This is a genomic window from Bradyrhizobium sp. (genome assembly GCF_036009065.1).
Classification (GTDB): Bacteria; Pseudomonadota; Alphaproteobacteria; order Rhizobiales; family Xanthobacteraceae; genus Bradyrhizobium.
In genome coordinates, this window is record NZ_DASYMN010000216.1 from 1 (window position 1) to 15782 (window position 15782).

Below are 15782 nucleotides of genomic sequence, written 5' to 3' on the forward strand. Positions count from 1 at the left end.
CTCGACACTTTCAGCGTCTCGATGACCATCTCCTACACCAATGACGCAATCCGGCGTTCCGAGATCGTTCACCTGGCCAATGGCATGCTGCGCCACCGCTTCGGCTACACGCCGAAGAGCCGCAACCTGCGCGGCCCGTCGTATTTCGCCAAGGCGGTGATGCAAAAGCTGCTGCGCGACGGCAGGTGGGTCAAGCGCGAGCGCGATGCGCGCCGTCCGATCGACTTCCGGCTCGACGCCGAAACTCCCGGCAAGATCGTCGATCTGCCGAAGGCGGCCTGAGTGCCTTTCGTCATTGCGAGGAGCCCCTGCGACGAAGCAATCTCCCCCCACCCTAACCCTCCCCCGCAAGCGGGGGAGGGTAGGGAGGGGGTCTCTGGATTGCTTCGGCGGAGCCTGTCATCGGGCGCGCATTCGCGCAACCCGTTGGCTCGCAATGACGGCGCGTCCGGTTTCCACGTCGAATTTACCAAGGACTGGAAGCGGGCCAAGGCACGCTGGGGCGATCCCGCAGACGCGACGCCGTTCCAGGACTGGCAGTGGCTTGAGGCCTGGTACGGCGCGTTCGCCGCCATCGATAACGTCGAGCCGCTGATCGCCATCATTTCGAACGCCGCGACCGGCGAGCAGGCCGTGCTGTTGCCGCTGATCCGCCGGATGCACAACGGCATCCGCATCGTCGAGCCCGCCGATCTTGACCTGACCGATTGCAACGCGCCGCTGCTCGGCCCCGCCGCGCCGCGCGACGCCAAGGCCGCACGGGCAATGTGGCAGGACTTGCGCGGCGCGCTGCGCAGGTTGCCCGGCGGCGCCGATCTCATCCGCCTGCGCAAGATGCCGGTTGAAACCGGCGGCCGGCCCAATCCGCTGGCGCTGCTGGATGGCGCGGGGCCGTGCGCACTGAACGGCAATGTCGTCACCACCGGCGACGATTTTGATGCCTGGCGCTTCACGCTGGAGCGAACCGTGCGCAAGGAGCTGGAGCGCAGCTGGCGCGTATTTACCCGCGATTCCGCGGCGGCGTTCAGGATCATCACGGACAGGGATGAGGCGCTGCGCGTACTCTCCACGATGGAATCCCAGCAAGGCGACCGGATGCAGCACCTCGGGCTGAACTTTATTCTCAATGACGAGACCTATGCCGCGTTCTACCGCAATCTGGTTCACGACAACGTCGCAAACGGCCATGCCGTGCTGTCGGCGCTCACCGTCGGCGACGAGGTGGTCGCCACCTTGCTCGGCATCCGGCAGGGCTCGCGCTATGTGATGGTGCGGATCAGCAATGCCGGCGAGAAGTGGTCGAACTGCTCGCCGGGCCGGCTGGTCATCGAACGCACCATGGCGGCGTTGCATAAGGATGGCATCCGGCAGTTCGATTTCAGCATCGGCAATTACGCCTACAAACGCCGGTTTGGGGTTGTTCGTATTCCGCTGGTAGATTTCACCGCAGCACTGAGTTTGCGCGGACTGCCCTATGCGCTGCGTGATCGTGCGGCGCGCTGGCTTCGCGGCCATCCAGGGCTGGCGGAAAGCGTGAAGCGCGTATTGGGTAAAGCCGCGTCACGCGAAGAGAAGTGAATATCGCAGCACGCGTTCCCCGGACGCAGCGCAGCGCGTAGTTCTTGCGAAGCGGTGCGCTGCAGAGCCGGGGTCCCGGTTACATCGTTAAGCAACCAGGGTCCCGGCTCTGCGGAGCGGCATGAAGAATGCCGCACCGCGTCCGGGACACGAGACCCTCCTCAGCCATGCAGTTGTTTCGCCGTCTCCGCGATCACGCGTCCTTGATAGCGCGCTCCGGCAAGTTCATTTTCGCTCGGCTGGCGGCTGCCGTCGCCGCCGGTCATGGTGGTCGCGCCATAGGGCGAGCCGCCGCTGACTTCGTCGAGTTTCATCTGGCCGGCAAAGCCATAGTTCAAGCCGACGACGGTCATGCCGAAATGTAGCAGGTTGGTGATGATGGAAAACAGCGTGGTTTCCTGACCGCCATGCTGGGTCGCGGTCGAGGTGAAGGCGCCGCCGACCTTGCCGTGCAGCGCGCCCTTCATCCACAGCCCACCGGCCTGATCGAGGAAGTTGGCCATCTGCGACGCCATGCGGCCGAACCGCGTGCCGGTGCCGATCACGATTGCGTCGTAGTTCGCGAGTTCACCGATGGTGGCGACCGGCGCTTCCTGGTCGAGCTTGTAATACGACGCCTTCGCGACCTCCGGCGGCACCAGCTCGGGCACCCGCTTGATGTCGGCGGTAGCGCCGGCTTCGCGGGCGCCTTCGGCGACGGCCTTGGCCATGGCCTCGATGTGGCCGTAGGCGGAGTAATACAGGACGAGAACTTTGGTCATAGGTGGTCTCCGTTGGGGTTGAGTTGATGTCATGAGGGGTGTTCTGCGTTCCCCGGGCGCAGTGCAGCGCGTAGCTATTGCGAAGCGGTGCACTGCAGAACCGGGGCCGTAACGAACGCCGGCGTCTGGTACGGTCCCGGCTCTGCGGAGCGGCATGAAGAATGCCGCACCGCGTCCGGGACACGGGAGAGCGGCGCTTACGCCGCGTCCACCAGCACCAGCTCGGAATCCTCCAGCGCGGTGATCTTCAGCCGGTCCTCGTCGCGGATCGCGACGCCGTCGCGGGCGTTGACGAATACGCCGTTGACTTCGACGCTGCCGACCGCCGGCACCAGATAGAGGTTGCGCGTCCTGCCCGGCGCATATTCCGCGCTCTCGCCGGCCTTCAACGTAGTGGCGAGCACGCGGGCATCGGCGCGGATCGGCAGCGCATCGTTGTCGGCCTCAAAACCGCTGGCGATGGTGACGAATTTTCCGGAGCGGTCCGATTTCGGGAACGGTTTCGTGCCCCAGGTCGGCTGGCCGCCTTGCGTGGTCGGCTCGATCCAGATCTGGAAGATCCGCGTCGTTGCAGGCTCCAGATTGTATTCCGAGTGACGCACGCCGCTTCCCGCGCTCATCACCTGCACGTCGCCGGCTTCGGTGCGGCCCTTGTTGCCAAGGCTGTCCTGATGGGTGATCGCGCCTTCACGGACGTAGGTGATGATCTCCATGTTGGCATGCGGATGCGCCGGGAAGCCGGTGTTCGGAGCAATCTCGTCGTCGTTCCAGACGCGCAAGCTACCGTGGCCTATATTGTTGGGGTCATAGTGGCTGCCGAAGGAGAAGTGATGTTTTGCCTTTAGCCAGCCGTGGTCGGCGCCGCCGAGGTGGTCGAAGGGTCTGAGTTCGATCATCGGATATCTCCTTGAGTGACGTTGTTGCCACCCTGGATAGGCCTTCCCGCATGCGCTATAAATAGAAACTATCGAAATTCATTGTTTCTATTTATTAGCTAATAGGCATGGCCGATGGCTAGGCTTCCGGACTTCGAGGCGCTGGCGATTTTCGCAAAAGTCGTGGAATTACGGTCATTTGCGGCAGCTTCGACGGAACTGGCGCTGTCCAGAGCCACGGTCTCGAAGGCCGTCACCCGGCTGGAAGAGCGGCTCGGCGCCCGGCTGTTCAACCGCACCTCGCGCCGCCTCGCCTTGACCGATGCCGGGCAGAAGCTGGCCGCGCGCGCGACGCGGCTGCTGCTCGATGGCGAGGCGGCGGAGAACGAGGCGCTGGCGCAATCGGTGGCGCCGCGCGGGTTGGTGCGGCTCGCGGTACCGATGACGTTCGGGGTGAAAGCGGTGGCGCCGCTGCTGCCGGAATTTCTTGCGCAATATCCGGAAGTGTCGATCGACCTGCACCTCAGCGACGCCATGGTGGATCTGATCGGCGAAGGGTTTGACGCCGGCCTGCGCATCGCGCGCCTGCCGGACTCGTCCTTGATCGCGCGGCGGCTGTGCGCGATGCCGCGCTACACGGTGGCCGCGCCCGCATATCTGAAGCAGCACGGAAGGCCCACGCATCCGATGCATCTCGCGCAGCATAAATGCCTCGGCTACACCTATCTCTCGACGCCGGGCACTTGGCACTACACCAATTCCGCCGGCGAACAGGCGAGTGTCCGCCCCGCGGGGCCGCTGCGCGTCAACAATGGCGAAGCGCTAATGCCGGCGCTGCTGGCGGGGCTCGGCATCGCCGACCTGCCGGATTTCATTGTCGGCGACGCCATCGCCTCCGGCGAGGTCGAGGTCATCCTGAAAGGCTGGAAGCAGCCCGAAGGCGCCGTGCACCTGGTAACGCCGCCCGGCGGCCCGCGCCCCGCCCGGGTCGAGGTGCTGGCGGATTTCCTGGCGAAGCAGTTGGGCAAGGACCGCGTGCGACGTTAGAAGCGTATCGTCATGTTCGCGGTTTCGGCTAGGCTGCAATCGACAACGATGAAAGCAAATCTTCGGGGAGAAAACTGCCGATGAATCGACGTGAAATTCTCAAAGCCGCTGCGATGTTGCCGCTGTCGTCCGCTGCGGTGAACGCGCTGTCGGACCCGGCCCGTGCTCAGGCCGCCTACCCCACCCGTAACATCACCATGATCGTGCCGTTTCCGGCCGGCGGCCAGGCCGATCTGGCGGCGCGGCCGGTGGCGCTGGCGCTGGAAAAGATTCTCGGCAAGCCCGTCATTGTCGATAACCGCGCCGGAGGCGGCGGCGGTTCGGTCGGCAACGCGGCGGCGGCGCGCGCGGAGCCTGACGGCTACACGCTGTTGATGACGTTATCGTCGCTGGCGGTGCTGCCGGAAGCCGACCGCCTGTTCGATCGCCCCGTGGCTTACGAAGTCTCGCAATTCGCGCCCATCGCCCGCGTGCTGGCCGATCCGACATTATTGGCGGTGCCGGCCTCGGCGCCGTGGAAGACGCTGCAGGAATTCGTCGATGACGCCAAAAAACGCCCCGGCCAGATTCCCTACGGCTCGTCCGGCCCCTACGGCACGCTGCATGTGGCGATGGAAATGTTCGCGGCCAGCGCCGGCATCAAGCTGCTGCACGTGCCGTTCCGGGGCGCGGCTCCGGCGCTGACCGCGCTTTTGACCGGCACGGTGCAGGCGATGGCGTCGGCGCCGGGCACGCTGAAGCAGCAGGTCGACGACGGCAAGATGCGCGTGCTCGCCAATTGGGGCGCCGAGCGGGTGGCGAGTTTCCCCGATCTGCCGACCTTCAAGGAACTCGGCTACAAGGACGTCGAGTTCTACATCTGGGCCGGGCTGTTCGCGCAAGCCGCGCTGCCGGGGCCGCTGATGACGCGGCTGCGCGAGGCGATGGCGCAAGCGGTGAAGGCGCCGGAAGTGACCAGGACGTTCGAGACCGCCGGCAGCCCGGTCGCCTATCTCGACGCGCCGGAGTTCGCAAAATTCGTCGAGGCCGACAGCGCGCGGCTGATCGCGGCGGTGAAGAAGATCGGCAAGGTGGAATAGGTTTACGTATCTCGGACGCGGTGCGGCAGTCTACATGCGGCTCCGCAGAGCCGGGACCCCGGTTAAGTAAAGCAAGCTGGACCCCGGCTCTGCAGCGCACCGCTACGCAAGAGCTACGCGCTGCGCTGCGTCCGGGGAACGCAACGTTGAGCACCTCAGGATAACGGCGATGCATGTTGTGTAGCCATCTTCCTCAGACACTCCCTGCAGAGGCAATCCCCGCCATCGACCGGCATCGGCAGGCGAGCGGTTTCCGTGACACACCAGCACAGTCCGGACAGGCCGCAGGAAAATTCCGTGCCGCAGCCGGAACAGGCGAGGCGGCGGGGTCCAGGGCTTAGGTTTCCCAACTGATCTGTCATGTCTCGGACGCCATCCTGACCGGATTTTAATTCGAGGTTTGGTCCGGGCCGCGTTATGATTTCGAAGAAAGCATACCCCCAAAAGGGCCGAATCAGAAGCTTCTGCTTCGTCGCAAGTGCTCCCCGCAATGACGGAGTGCTTATTTCGTAATCCCGTCGATCTCCGCGAGTTCTTCCGCGCTCAGCGTCCACCCGATCGCCTTGACGTTGGCCTCGATCTGCTCGACCCGCGTCGCGCCGGCGATCACGCTCGACACTTGCGGCCGCGATGCCAGCCACGAGAACGCCAGCTCCAGCAAAGTGTGGCCGCGCTCTTGCGCAAAAGTCTGCAGTTTCTCGACGATGTCTTCGTTGCGCGGCGTCGCATAGCGATCGCGCAATCCGGGCGCCTTGGCAAAACGCGTATCGTCCGGCACCGGCGCCCCGCGCTTGTACTTGCCGGTGAGCAGGCCGCTGGCCAGCGGAAAGAACGGCAGCAGGCCGAGATTGTATTGCTGCGCCGCCGGCAGCAGATCCTTTTCGATGTCGCGCATCACCAGGCTGTATTCGTCCTGACAGGAGATGAATCGGTTTACGTTCATCGCGCGCGCGAAAAACTCCGCCTCGGCGACGCGCCATGCCGGGAAATTCGAATTACCGACATAGCGAACCTTGCCTTGCGTTACGAGGTCATCCAATGCCCGCAAGGTTTCCTCGATCGGCGTCAGCGGGTCGTAATCGTGCTGCTGGTAAAGATCGATGTAATCGGTTTTCAGCCGGGTCAGGCTGGCCTCGACCGCGGACATGATGTAGCGCCGCGACGCGCCCTGCCTGGTGCCGTCATTGCTCATCGCCTTGGAAAATTTCGTCGCCAGCACGATGTCCTTGCGCCGCTCGCCGAGCACCGTGCCAAGCACGGTCTCGGATCCGCCCATTCCGGCATAGATGTCGGCAGTGTCGAACAGCGTGACGCCAAGGTCGATCGCCCTGTGGATCACCTTGCGCGAGGTTTCCAGATCGGTGCGCTGGCCGAAATTATTGCAGCCGAGACCAACGGCGGAGACGCGCAGGCCGGAGCCGCCGAGATTGCGAATTTGCATGGATCAGTCCTAAAGGGGAAGGCCAGAGGGGATCGCATTGTGACTCGCGTGCGTGATGGCCGCAAGGCGCGGCGCCTTGCGCAACGAAACGACGCCTAAAAAAATGCGGTCCCGGTCAGACGCGGCGACTGACGGGGACCGCTGGGGCGCATGATCCGCGACGGGGGGCCTGATCAGACGCAACCGGAACTTAAACGCGCTCTGTTACAAGGACATGACATCGCGAGTTATCCACAGCGGGTGGGTTGGGCAAAGGCGCTCTTGCGCCGTGCCCACCATCTGCCCGCTAGCACGAATGCCGCGAGTTGTGAGCGAATGGTGGGCACGGCGCGAAGAGCGCGCCTTTACCCACCCTACGGCGTCCCGAGGTTGCGCCTACTCCGCGGCGCGCAGATGCCGTGCAAGCGCCCGAGGCCCGCCGCCGCGCAGCGACAGATAGTAGTCGGTGTTCGCGGGATGGTCGGTGTGGCGGACAAGGTCGGTCACCGGCGTATAGCTCAGCATGCGGCCGCCATCGGGCAGCGCCGTGCAGCTGAAGCGCATCACCTGGCCATCGGCGAGATTGATATTGATCGGCCTCGAATCGCCGACGCGCATCAACTCGGTGCGTTGCGCGATGAAGGCGCTCAATTCGTCCTCCGGCAGTTCATAGGCGCCGGTATCGCGTCCGTGATACATCAGCGCGATAAAAGGCGGTCTGCTATCGGCCTTCTCGTCGGAAAGGGAAAAATAATTCCGGAACGCGCGGTTGATGAATTCCGCCCGCGTATCCTTGTCCAGCAGGACGACGCCGATGTCGATCTCGTCCAGTGCTGCCGACAGCCGCGCGGCGGTGGCGTGCCGCGCGCGCTCCCAGCTAACCGCGTCCATCATCTTCTGCCGCAACAGGCCGGTGATGACAGCGGTACCCGCCGCGGTAAGCGCGAGCATCACGAGACGCGTGAGATCCGATGCGTCGTAACCGGGCGTGGCGCGGTGGTTGAGGAAAAACAGCGCCGAGGACGTGACCGCGATGGCCGCGCTGACCATGCCCGAGGCAAGGCCGCTCAGCGACGCCGCAAAGGCGACGATGCAAACGAACAGCGGCGCGGGATTGGGGACGGTCACCAGCGTTCGATCAGCCGTGATGGCAATCAGCGCCGTCGCCGTCGTGAGAGCCGGGCCGCATATGGCGCGCCAGTCGATCTGCATGGTGTGTTCCCGCGCAAGACGAAAGTATGAGGCGGGAAATATGCGGATAGTTTCACTTTCCACCGGCTTTTCTGCCGGCACCGTAAACGCAAGGTCCATCGCGTGGACCCGGTTTTTCGATCATTTAATTTAATTGAGTTGGGCAGCCCAAGAACCCACACTGCGCACCGGATGTTGCCGACCCCGGATATTTTTGAAAGGACTGATATGCCGACCATTTCGCCGCAGCTCGTGCCGGTCCTTATGCTGTTCGCCTCCAACGTGTTCATGACGTTTGCGTGGTACGGCCACCTGAAATTCAAACAGAGCCCGCTGCCGCTGGTCATCATGGTGAGTTGGGGCATTGCGTTCTTTGAATACTGGCTGGCGGTGCCGGCCAATCGCTGGGGCAGCGCGGTCTACTCCGCGGCGCAGCTCAAGACCATGCAGGAGGTCATCACGCTGGTGGTATTTGCCGGCTTCTCGGTGCTTTATCTGAAGGAGCCGCTGGGCTGGAATCACGGCCTCGGTTTTGCCCTGATCGCGGCCGGCGCGTTTTTCATCTTTCACAAGTGGTAGTGAAATGACTCCGTCATCCTGAGGTGCTCGCCTTCTTGGGCGAGCCTCGAAGGATGGCCACAGGCGCCGGTACCCGCGGCCATCCTTCGAGACGCCGCGCAAGCGCGCGGCTCCTCAGGATGACGTAAAACTTTGCGGCCTCACTTCGCCGGCGACACCCGCAAAATCCGCCCGGCAGAACTGTCGGTCAGCAGCCACAGCGCCCCGTCCGGCCCCTGGCGCACATCGCGAATCCGCTCGTTGAGGTTTTGCAGCAGCCGCTCCTCGCCGGTGACGGCATTGCCGTTCAGCGAGAGCCGCACCAGCATCCTGCCCGCCAGTGCCCCGGTGAACAGGCTGCCGCTCCATTTCGGAAACAGCTTTGCGTCGTAGAACGTCATGCCGGACGGCGCGATTGACGGCACCCAATATTTGATGGGCTGCTCCATCCCAGGCTTCGCCGTGCTCTCGTGGATCTTCGCCCCGTTATAATCGATGCCGTAGCCGATCACCGGCCAGCCGTAGTTTTTCCCCTTGCCGATGATGTTGACTTCATCGCCGCCGCGGGGGCCGTGCTCGATTTCCCAGAGATCGCCGGTCGCGGGATTGACCGCAAGGCCCTGCGCGTTGCGATGGCCATAGCTCCAGGTCTCCGGCCTGGCGTCGGCGCGGCCGACGAACGGATTGTCTTTCGGCGCCGAGCCATCGGGCGCGATGCGGATCAGCTTGCCGAGATGGTTGCCGAGATTTTGCGCTTCGTCGCGGTGGGTAAAATGTTCGCCCAGCGCCACGAACAGGTTGCCGTCGCTGGCCTGCACGATGCGGCAGCCGTAGTGATTGCCCGACGACAGCGGCCCTTCCTGGCGGAAGATGATTTTGACATCGTCGAGCCGGCCGTTGCCGTCGTCGAGTTTTGCCCGCGCGACCGCGGTGCGTCCGCCGCCGGCCCCGCGTTCTGCAAAGCAGAAGTAGATTGTGCGGCTTTCTGCAAAGGATTTGTCGATAATGACATCGTGCATTCCGCCCTGGCCGGAGGCCCACGCCTCGGGCACGCCCTTCAGCGGCGGCGAGAGTTGCCCTTGTCGCGTGACGAGGCGGATGCGGCCCGGACGTTCGGTCACCAGCATGCGTCCGTCCGGCAGAAACGCCAGCGACCACGGGTTGACCAGGCCGGTCGCGACGGTCTGAATATCGAGCTCACCCGCTGACAAGGCGAATGAGCTGTTCTCCCCGCGCGTTCCCGTGGCGATCAGCAACGTTGTGGTCAGCACGATCGCCGCCGTCAGCGCCGCGGCGACCCATACGACGGGTGCCTTCATCTGCAAGTCTCCTTTGTGGAGACGACCGCTGCTCGTGCGCGATGCCGATCATCGCTGTGCGTGGTCGCGGGCAGGTCGGTGATCTGGTTGGGTTACGCCGGAAGCGGCATCGCCATGGTGACCTTGATCGACAGCACCGTGAGCGCGACGATCAGGCACAGCGAGAGCGAGCCGATCGCGAGCGAGGCCGCGACGGCGTTGGTCAATCGGGACGAGGCGACAGGCGCGGCATGGCCGTCGAAGCCTGCCGCGCGGGGCGACCGTATCATGGCCGGAAAATCCTAAAATCGCGGGCGAATCACCTGCGGAACCTGTTTTTCGCAGGATTCGCAGGCAATATTTGGGCGGTGCAGAGTCGAAGATGGCAAAATCACGGCAGCACTGGCGGTTATGCCCGCTATTCCGCCTCAGGCGTCTGCACGGATGCTGGCTGAGCCGGTGACTTCCCGGTCAGGCCGCCAATCCATGGTGACAAAGCCGGGTGTCTGCTCGACCCGCCGCAACCATGCGCCAATCGAAGGGAACGCCGCGAGGTCGAAATCGCACTGATCGGCGACATGGGTGTAACCGTACAGCGCGATGTCCGCGACGGTAAGCTGACCCGCGGCGAAAAACGCGTGGGTCTTGAGATGATTTTCCATCACCTGCAATGCGCCGTAGCCGCGCTCCATCCAGTCTTCCAGCGCGTGGGTCTGCAGGTCGCGGCCGCCTTTCACCAGCGACAGCCAGAAATAGGCCGCGCCGATGTTCGGCTCCAGCGCGTGCTGTTCGAAGAACATCCATTGCAGCGCTTCGGCGCGCTCGATCCGCGATTCCGGCGCCAGCGAGGTGCCGCCGGCGACGTACCACAGGATGGCGTTCGATTCGGCGAGGTAGCGTCCCTCCGCTACTTCCAGCAGCGGCACCTGCCCGCTCGGGTTCTTGCCGAGAAAATCCGGCGTGCGGCTTTCGCCGCGCAGAATGTCGATCTCGATGGCATGGTAGGGCGCGCCGAGCAACGCCAGCGCAAGGCGAACCTTGTAGCTGTTGCCGGATCGTTGCATTGAATAGAGCTTGTACATTCGGATCTCGTCCGATGAATCGCGCGTGGGCTGGCGCCCGGCTTGTCCACCCGCAACGCGGCCAAACAATGAAGCCGATGCGGAAGCGTCGCAAGCCCCAGCAACTGCAAAAAGTCGAAATCAACTGCCGCACTGCAACCGCGGAGCACATCATGCCAGCGCCACCCGGCGTTGCCGGAAATAAGCCATTTCGGCGCCAAATTTTATGAATGTTGCGCGACCTCTCCCGACGCCTCTCAGGTTTCGCCAAAGTTTGGCGGCATTCGATCGAACGTTCTTGCGATGCAGCGCGGTGCGCCTTAGGGTACCGCGATCCCATCATGAAGAATCGAGGCGTCGATAGGATCACGACGCCTGCAAGGAGATGATGATGCCGTTCCTGTCCGCTGCGCTCGACCGTGTGAAGCCGTCCGCGACCATCGCGGTGACGGATAAAGCACGCGCGCTGAAGGCGGCCGGCCGCAACGTCATCGGCCTCGGCGCGGGGGAGCCCGATTTCGACACCCCGGCCAACATCAAGCTCGCGGCGATCCACGCCATCGAGGCCGGCAAGACCAAATACACCGACGTCGGCGGCATTCCCGAGCTGAAGGCGGCGATTATCGCCAAATTCCAGCGCGAGAACGGCCTCATTTATACGCCGAACCAGGTCGTCGTCTCGACCGGCGGCAAGCAGGTGCTCTACAACGCGCTGATGGCGACCATCAATCCGGGCGACGAGGTCATCATTCCCGCGCCGTACTGGGTGAGCTATCCGGAAATGGTGGCGCTGGCCGGCGGCGAGCCGGTCGCCATCGTCTGCACGGCGGAGTTCGGCTTCAAGCTGCAGCCCGCCGCGCTCGAGGCCGCGATCACGCCGAAGACAAAGTGGATCATCCTGAATTCGCCGTCCAACCCGACCGGCGCCGCCTATTCGCGCGCCGAGCTGAAGGCGCTGACCGACGTGCTGGTGAAGCATCCGCAGGTCTGGATCATGACCGACGACATGTACGAGCATGTGGTCTATGACGATTTCGTGTTCGCCACGCCGGCGCAGGTCGAACCGAAACTGTTCGACCGCACGCTGACCGTGAACGGCGTCTCCAAGGCCTATTGCATGACCGGCTGGCGCATCGGCTACGCCGGCGGCCCCATTGAGCTGATCAAAGCGATGACGACGATCCAGTCGCAGTCGACGCACGCGCCGTCGTCGATTGCGCAATGGGCATCGGTCGAGGCGCTGAACGGTCCGCAGGATTTCATCCCGCTCAACAACGAGACGTTCAAGGAACGCCGCGACCTCGTGGTGTCGATGCTCAACCAGGCCAAGGGCATCTCCTGTCCGCGGCCGGAGGGCGCGTTCTATGTCTATCCGTCCTGCGCCGGCACCATCGGCAAGACCTCGCCGACCGGCAAGGTTATCGCCAATGACGAGGACTTTGTTACCGAGCTCTTGGAGACCGAAGGCGTCGCAGTGGTGCAGGGTTCGGCGTTCGGACTTGGGCCGGCGTTCCGGATTTCCTACGCCACCAAAACCTCCGATCTCGAAGACGCCTGCAAGCGCATCCAGCGGTTTTGCGGCGATTTGCGATAGACAATCGCGTAGGGTGGGCAAAGGCGCTCTTGCGCCGTGCCCACCACCCGCGAAGTTGACGCGAGATGGTGGGCACGGCGCAAAGTGTGCGCCTTTGCCCACCCTACGGCTCTCGCAATGACGAGTTTGTGAGAATGCTAAAACCAGCCGCCATGTTTTGAACACGGCGCTTGCTTCCTGTCCCTCCGCACATTCAGCTATTCAGCGGAGATACATTCATGCGACTTTCAACCCTGTCCGGCCTGGCCATCACAGCACTGGTAGCGTCCCTCAGCAGCGCCAATGCGTTGCCTTTTCGCGCCGGCATTCTTCAGTGCCAGGGCGGCCAGAATGTCGGCTTCGTTGTCGGCTCGGTGACCAGCCTCGAATGCGTGTTCCAGAGCGAAGGCCGCCGCCCCGAACCTTACGTCGCTAAAATTCATCGTCTTGGTCTGGATCTCGGCGTCACCCAATTGACCCGCTTGTCCTGGGCGGTGAACGCGCCGACCAACCGGGTTGGGCGCGGCGATCTAAGCGGCAATTACGGCGGCGTCGGCGCCAACGCGTCGGTTGGCGTAGGTTTCGGCGGCAATTTTCTGGTCGGCGGTCCGGCCAATTCCTATGCGCTGCAGCCGATCAGCGTGCAGGGTCAGACCGGGCTCAACGTCGCGGCGGGGATTGCCGATCTAGAACTGACGCCGGTTGTGCTTGGGCGGAGTCGCCATCACGCCCGTCATCGCCATCACCGCCGCCATCGCTGATCAGTCCGCAGTGCGAACATCGAGGCCCGCGAACGCGGGCCTCTTTCGTTTTGAGGGCGTTGTGGCATAAAAGCGCGTGCCACACCTTTGGCGCGTTTGATTAGCGTTTGGTTCCTGGCCCGCATCACATCAGCCGGAGATTTCCGCATGCGCCGTTTTCCAGTTCTTGCCAGCGCGGCCACCGCCGCTGCGTTGCTGGCATCCATTACCGGCGCCAGCGCGCAACAGTCGATGCAGCGCGTGCAGGTCGGCGTGCTGGAATGCCGGGGCGCCGCCAGCGTCGGCTTCATCGTCGGCTCCGTCACTAATCTCGGCTGCGTGTTCCGTTCCGACAACATGCCGGAGGACCGTTACATCGCGACCATCCGGAAAGTGGGCCTCGACCTCGGCATCACCCAGGAATCGGCGCTGGCATGGGGCGTGTTCGCCGATGGCGCGGCTCGGACCGGGCGGCCTCTCCGGCAATTATGCCGGCGTGCAGGGCAGCGCCTCGGTCGGGGTCGGACTTGGCGGCAATGCGTTGTTCGGCGGCTCGGCCAATTCCATCGCGCTGCAGCCGCTCAGCGTGCAGGGCCAGGTCGGCCTCGGTATTGCGGCGGGGCTCGAAAGCCTGGAGCTGCGGCCGGGGAGGTAAGCATCGTTCCCCGGACGCAGCGCAGCGCGTAGCTCTTCGCGAAGCCGTGCGCTGCAGAGCCGTGGCTCAGCTTGCTTTACTAAAACCGGGCTCCCGGCTCTGCGGAGCGGCATGAAGAATGCCGCGCCGCGTCCGGGACACGATGCGTTGAGCACAGCGTCATTTTTCCCGCTTGCCAAGTCGCAATACCCCTGAGACGATTGGATGCCGACCCAATCACGGGCCGAGCTCCAGATCAGGAGGCGGCGATGGGACAAGACGCCAGAAGTCCCCCAAGTCTCAGAGAATCGGGTCCCCGGTGCATTGCACTGGTGGGCCCTTTCCAGAGCGGTAAAACTACACTTCTTGAAGCGATATTGGCGCGCACCGGCGCCATCCCCAAAGCCGGCACCGTTGAAGCCGGAACTTCCGTCGGCGATGCCAGCGCCGAGGCCCGCCGTCACAAGATGGGCGTTGGACTGACCGCCGCCACCACGACCTTCATGGGCGACAGCTACACCTTTATCGATTGCCCGGGATCGGTGGAATTCGCGCACGACATGCGTGCCGCGATCCCCGCGGTCGACCTAGCGGTGGTGGTCTGCGAAGCCGACGAGCGCAAGCTGCCGCAGCTTCAGATCATCCTGCGCGAACTGGAAGACTTGGGCATTCCGCGTCTTTTGTTTCTCAACAAGATCGACCGGGCCAGCAAGCGCATCCGCGAGACGCTGGCGACGTTGCAGCCGGCGTCGCGGATTCCGCTAGTGCTCAGGCAAATTCCGATCTGGAACGGCGATCTGATCGCCGGCTTCGTCGATCTGGCGCTGGAGCGAGCCTTTATCTATCGCGAGCACAAGGCTTCCGAGGTCATCGCGCTGGAAGGCGGCGATCTCGATCGCGAGAAGGAAGCGCGGTTCTCGATGCTGGAGAAGCTCGCCGATCACGATGATGCGCTGATGGAGCAACTGCTCGAGGATATTCAACCGCCGCGCGACGCCGTGTTCGACGATCTCGCCCGCGAATTGCGCGAGGGCCTGATCTGTCCGGTGCTGCTCGGCTCGGCGGTGCGCGAGAATGGCGTGCTGCGGCTGATGAAGGCGCTGCGGCATGAAGCGCCCGGTGTTGCCGATACCGCAAAGCGGCTCGGCGTTCCCGATGCCGGAAAGGACGCGCTGGCCTATGTGTTCAAGACCGTGCACCTGCAGCATGGTGGCAAGCTGTCGCTGGCGCGGGTGTTGAACGGCCGGCTCGACGACGGCGCGACGGTGCAGTCGTCCAGTGGAGGGACCGGGCGGGTATCCGGGATCACGGCGGTGAGCGGCGGCCACGACACCAAGCGCCCTCACGCCGAGGCCGGCGAGATGATCGCGCTCGGCAAGCTCGATGCCATCAAGACCGGCGAGACGGTCTCGACCGGCAAGACCGCGCCGTCGGCGTTGGTCGAGATCGCGCCGAGCCCGCCGGTGCTGGCGATGGCGCTCTCGGCGGCCGACCGCAAGGACGACGTCAAGCTCGGCCAGGCGCTGGCGCGACTGAACGAGGAGGATCCGTCCTTCACCATCGTTCACAACGCGCAAACCCACGACACCGTGCTGTGGGGGCAGGGCGAGATGCATCTGCGCGTCGCGCTGGAGCGGCTGAAGGAGCGCTACGGCGTCAACGTCAAATCGCAGGCGCCGGGAATCGGCTATCAGGAGACGATCCGCAAATCGATCACTGCGCAGCGCGGGCGACACAAGAAACAATCCGGCGGCCACGGCCAGTTCGGCGACGTAGTGCTGGACATTAAGCCGATGCCGCGCGGCGGCGGCTTCGAGTTCGTCGATAAGATCGTGGGTGGTGCGGTGCCGCGCAATTACATCGGCGCGGTGGAGGAGGGCGTGGTCGACGCGCTGGTGCGCGGCCCGCTCGGCTTCCCGGTGATCGACGTGCATGTGACGCTGACCGACGGCTCCTATCACAGCGTC

Annotated in this window: 15 protein-coding genes and 2 pseudogenes; 9 read left to right on the forward strand and 8 right to left on the reverse strand. The window is 64.0% G+C overall.

Annotation, left to right across the window (positions count from 1 at the left end):
• A pseudogene (locus tag VGP39_RS13180) lies at positions 1–282 on the forward strand (hypothetical protein); the annotation flags it as partial.
• 144 nt (positions 283–426) lie between these two features.
• Entirely contained in the window at positions 427–1578 is a 1152-nt protein-coding gene (locus VGP39_RS13185; protein WP_327568545.1) for a GNAT family N-acetyltransferase, read from the forward strand.
• Positions 1579–1739: 161 nt separating this feature from the next.
• Here the strand turns inward: VGP39_RS13185 and wrbA are convergent, their stop codons facing one another.
• Both wrbA and VGP39_RS13195 read right to left on the reverse strand, forming a co-directional pair.
• Complete coding sequence (wrbA, locus tag VGP39_RS13190; protein WP_327568546.1) at positions 1740–2339, reverse strand: NAD(P)H:quinone oxidoreductase; 600 nt, start codon at positions 2337–2339, stop codon at positions 1740–1742.
• 197 nt (positions 2340–2536) lie between these two features.
• The gene (locus VGP39_RS13195) at positions 2537–3235 is read right to left on the reverse strand and encodes a pirin family protein (RefSeq protein ID WP_327568547.1); all 699 of its coding nucleotides are present in this window, start codon (positions 3233–3235) and stop codon (positions 2537–2539) included.
• A gap of 114 nt (positions 3236–3349) precedes the next feature.
• Between VGP39_RS13195 and VGP39_RS13200 the strand changes: the two genes are divergently transcribed.
• On the forward strand, positions 3350–4261 hold the full coding sequence (locus tag VGP39_RS13200) for a LysR family transcriptional regulator (protein WP_327568548.1): 912 nt from the start codon (positions 3350–3352) through the stop codon (positions 4259–4261).
• 80 nt (positions 4262–4341) lie between these two features.
• Positions 4342–5340 (forward strand): tripartite tricarboxylate transporter substrate binding protein, encoded by a 999-nt coding sequence (locus tag VGP39_RS13205; protein ID WP_327568549.1) that lies wholly within the window; start codon positions 4342–4344, stop codon positions 5338–5340.
• Positions 5341–5495: 155 nt separating this feature from the next.
• Here the strand turns inward: VGP39_RS13205 and VGP39_RS13210 are convergent, their stop codons facing one another.
• The 3 genes from VGP39_RS13210 to VGP39_RS13220 all read right to left on the reverse strand — a co-directional run bounded on the left by VGP39_RS13210 (position 5496) and on the right by VGP39_RS13220 (position 7972).
• Positions 5496–5702, reverse strand: a complete 207-nt coding sequence (locus VGP39_RS13210) for a hypothetical protein (protein WP_327568550.1) — start codon at positions 5700–5702, stop codon at positions 5496–5498.
• A 140-nt stretch (positions 5703–5842) separates the two neighbouring features.
• A complete protein-coding gene (locus VGP39_RS13215; protein ID WP_327568551.1) occupies positions 5843–6781 on the reverse strand; it encodes an aldo/keto reductase in 939 nt (312 codons plus the stop codon).
• Positions 6782–7156: 375 nt separating this feature from the next.
• A complete protein-coding gene (locus tag VGP39_RS13220) occupies positions 7157–7972 on the reverse strand; it encodes a PAS-domain containing protein (RefSeq protein WP_327568552.1) in 816 nt (271 codons plus the stop codon).
• 207 nt (positions 7973–8179) lie between these two features.
• Here VGP39_RS13220 and VGP39_RS13225 point away from each other — a divergent pair, with 207 nt between their 5' ends.
• Entirely contained in the window at positions 8180–8530 is a 351-nt protein-coding gene (locus VGP39_RS13225; RefSeq protein ID WP_327568553.1) for a DMT family protein, read from the forward strand.
• Positions 8531–8670: 140 nt separating this feature from the next.
• Here the strand turns inward: VGP39_RS13225 and VGP39_RS13230 are convergent, their stop codons facing one another.
• The 3 genes from VGP39_RS13230 to VGP39_RS13240 form a co-directional block, all read right to left on the reverse strand.
• The gene (locus VGP39_RS13230) at positions 8671–9828 is read right to left on the reverse strand and encodes a PQQ-dependent sugar dehydrogenase (RefSeq protein ID WP_327568554.1); all 1158 of its coding nucleotides are present in this window, start codon (positions 9826–9828) and stop codon (positions 8671–8673) included.
• 92 nt (positions 9829–9920) lie between these two features.
• Positions 9921–10097 (reverse strand): hypothetical protein, encoded by a 177-nt coding sequence (locus tag VGP39_RS13235; RefSeq protein ID WP_327568555.1) that lies wholly within the window; start codon positions 10095–10097, stop codon positions 9921–9923.
• A 138-nt stretch (positions 10098–10235) separates the two neighbouring features.
• Complete coding sequence (locus VGP39_RS13240; RefSeq protein WP_327568556.1) at positions 10236–10889, reverse strand: glutathione S-transferase family protein; 654 nt, start codon at positions 10887–10889, stop codon at positions 10236–10238.
• A 370-nt stretch (positions 10890–11259) separates the two neighbouring features.
• On the opposite strand from VGP39_RS13240, the gene VGP39_RS13245 reads away from it, so the two are divergent.
• The 4 genes and pseudogenes from VGP39_RS13245 to VGP39_RS13260 form a co-directional block, all read left to right on the forward strand.
• A complete protein-coding gene (locus VGP39_RS13245; protein WP_327568557.1) occupies positions 11260–12462 on the forward strand; it encodes a pyridoxal phosphate-dependent aminotransferase in 1203 nt (400 codons plus the stop codon).
• A gap of 218 nt (positions 12463–12680) precedes the next feature.
• Positions 12681–13202, forward strand: coding sequence for a DUF992 domain-containing protein (locus VGP39_RS13250; RefSeq protein ID WP_327568558.1), 522 nt, complete (start codon positions 12681–12683; stop codon positions 13200–13202).
• A 147-nt stretch (positions 13203–13349) separates the two neighbouring features.
• Positions 13350–13836: pseudogene (locus VGP39_RS13255) on the forward strand (DUF992 domain-containing protein).
• 248 nt (positions 13837–14084) lie between these two features.
• On the forward strand, positions 14085–15782 hold a 1698-nt coding region (locus VGP39_RS13260; protein ID WP_327568559.1), incomplete at its 3' end, for an elongation factor G.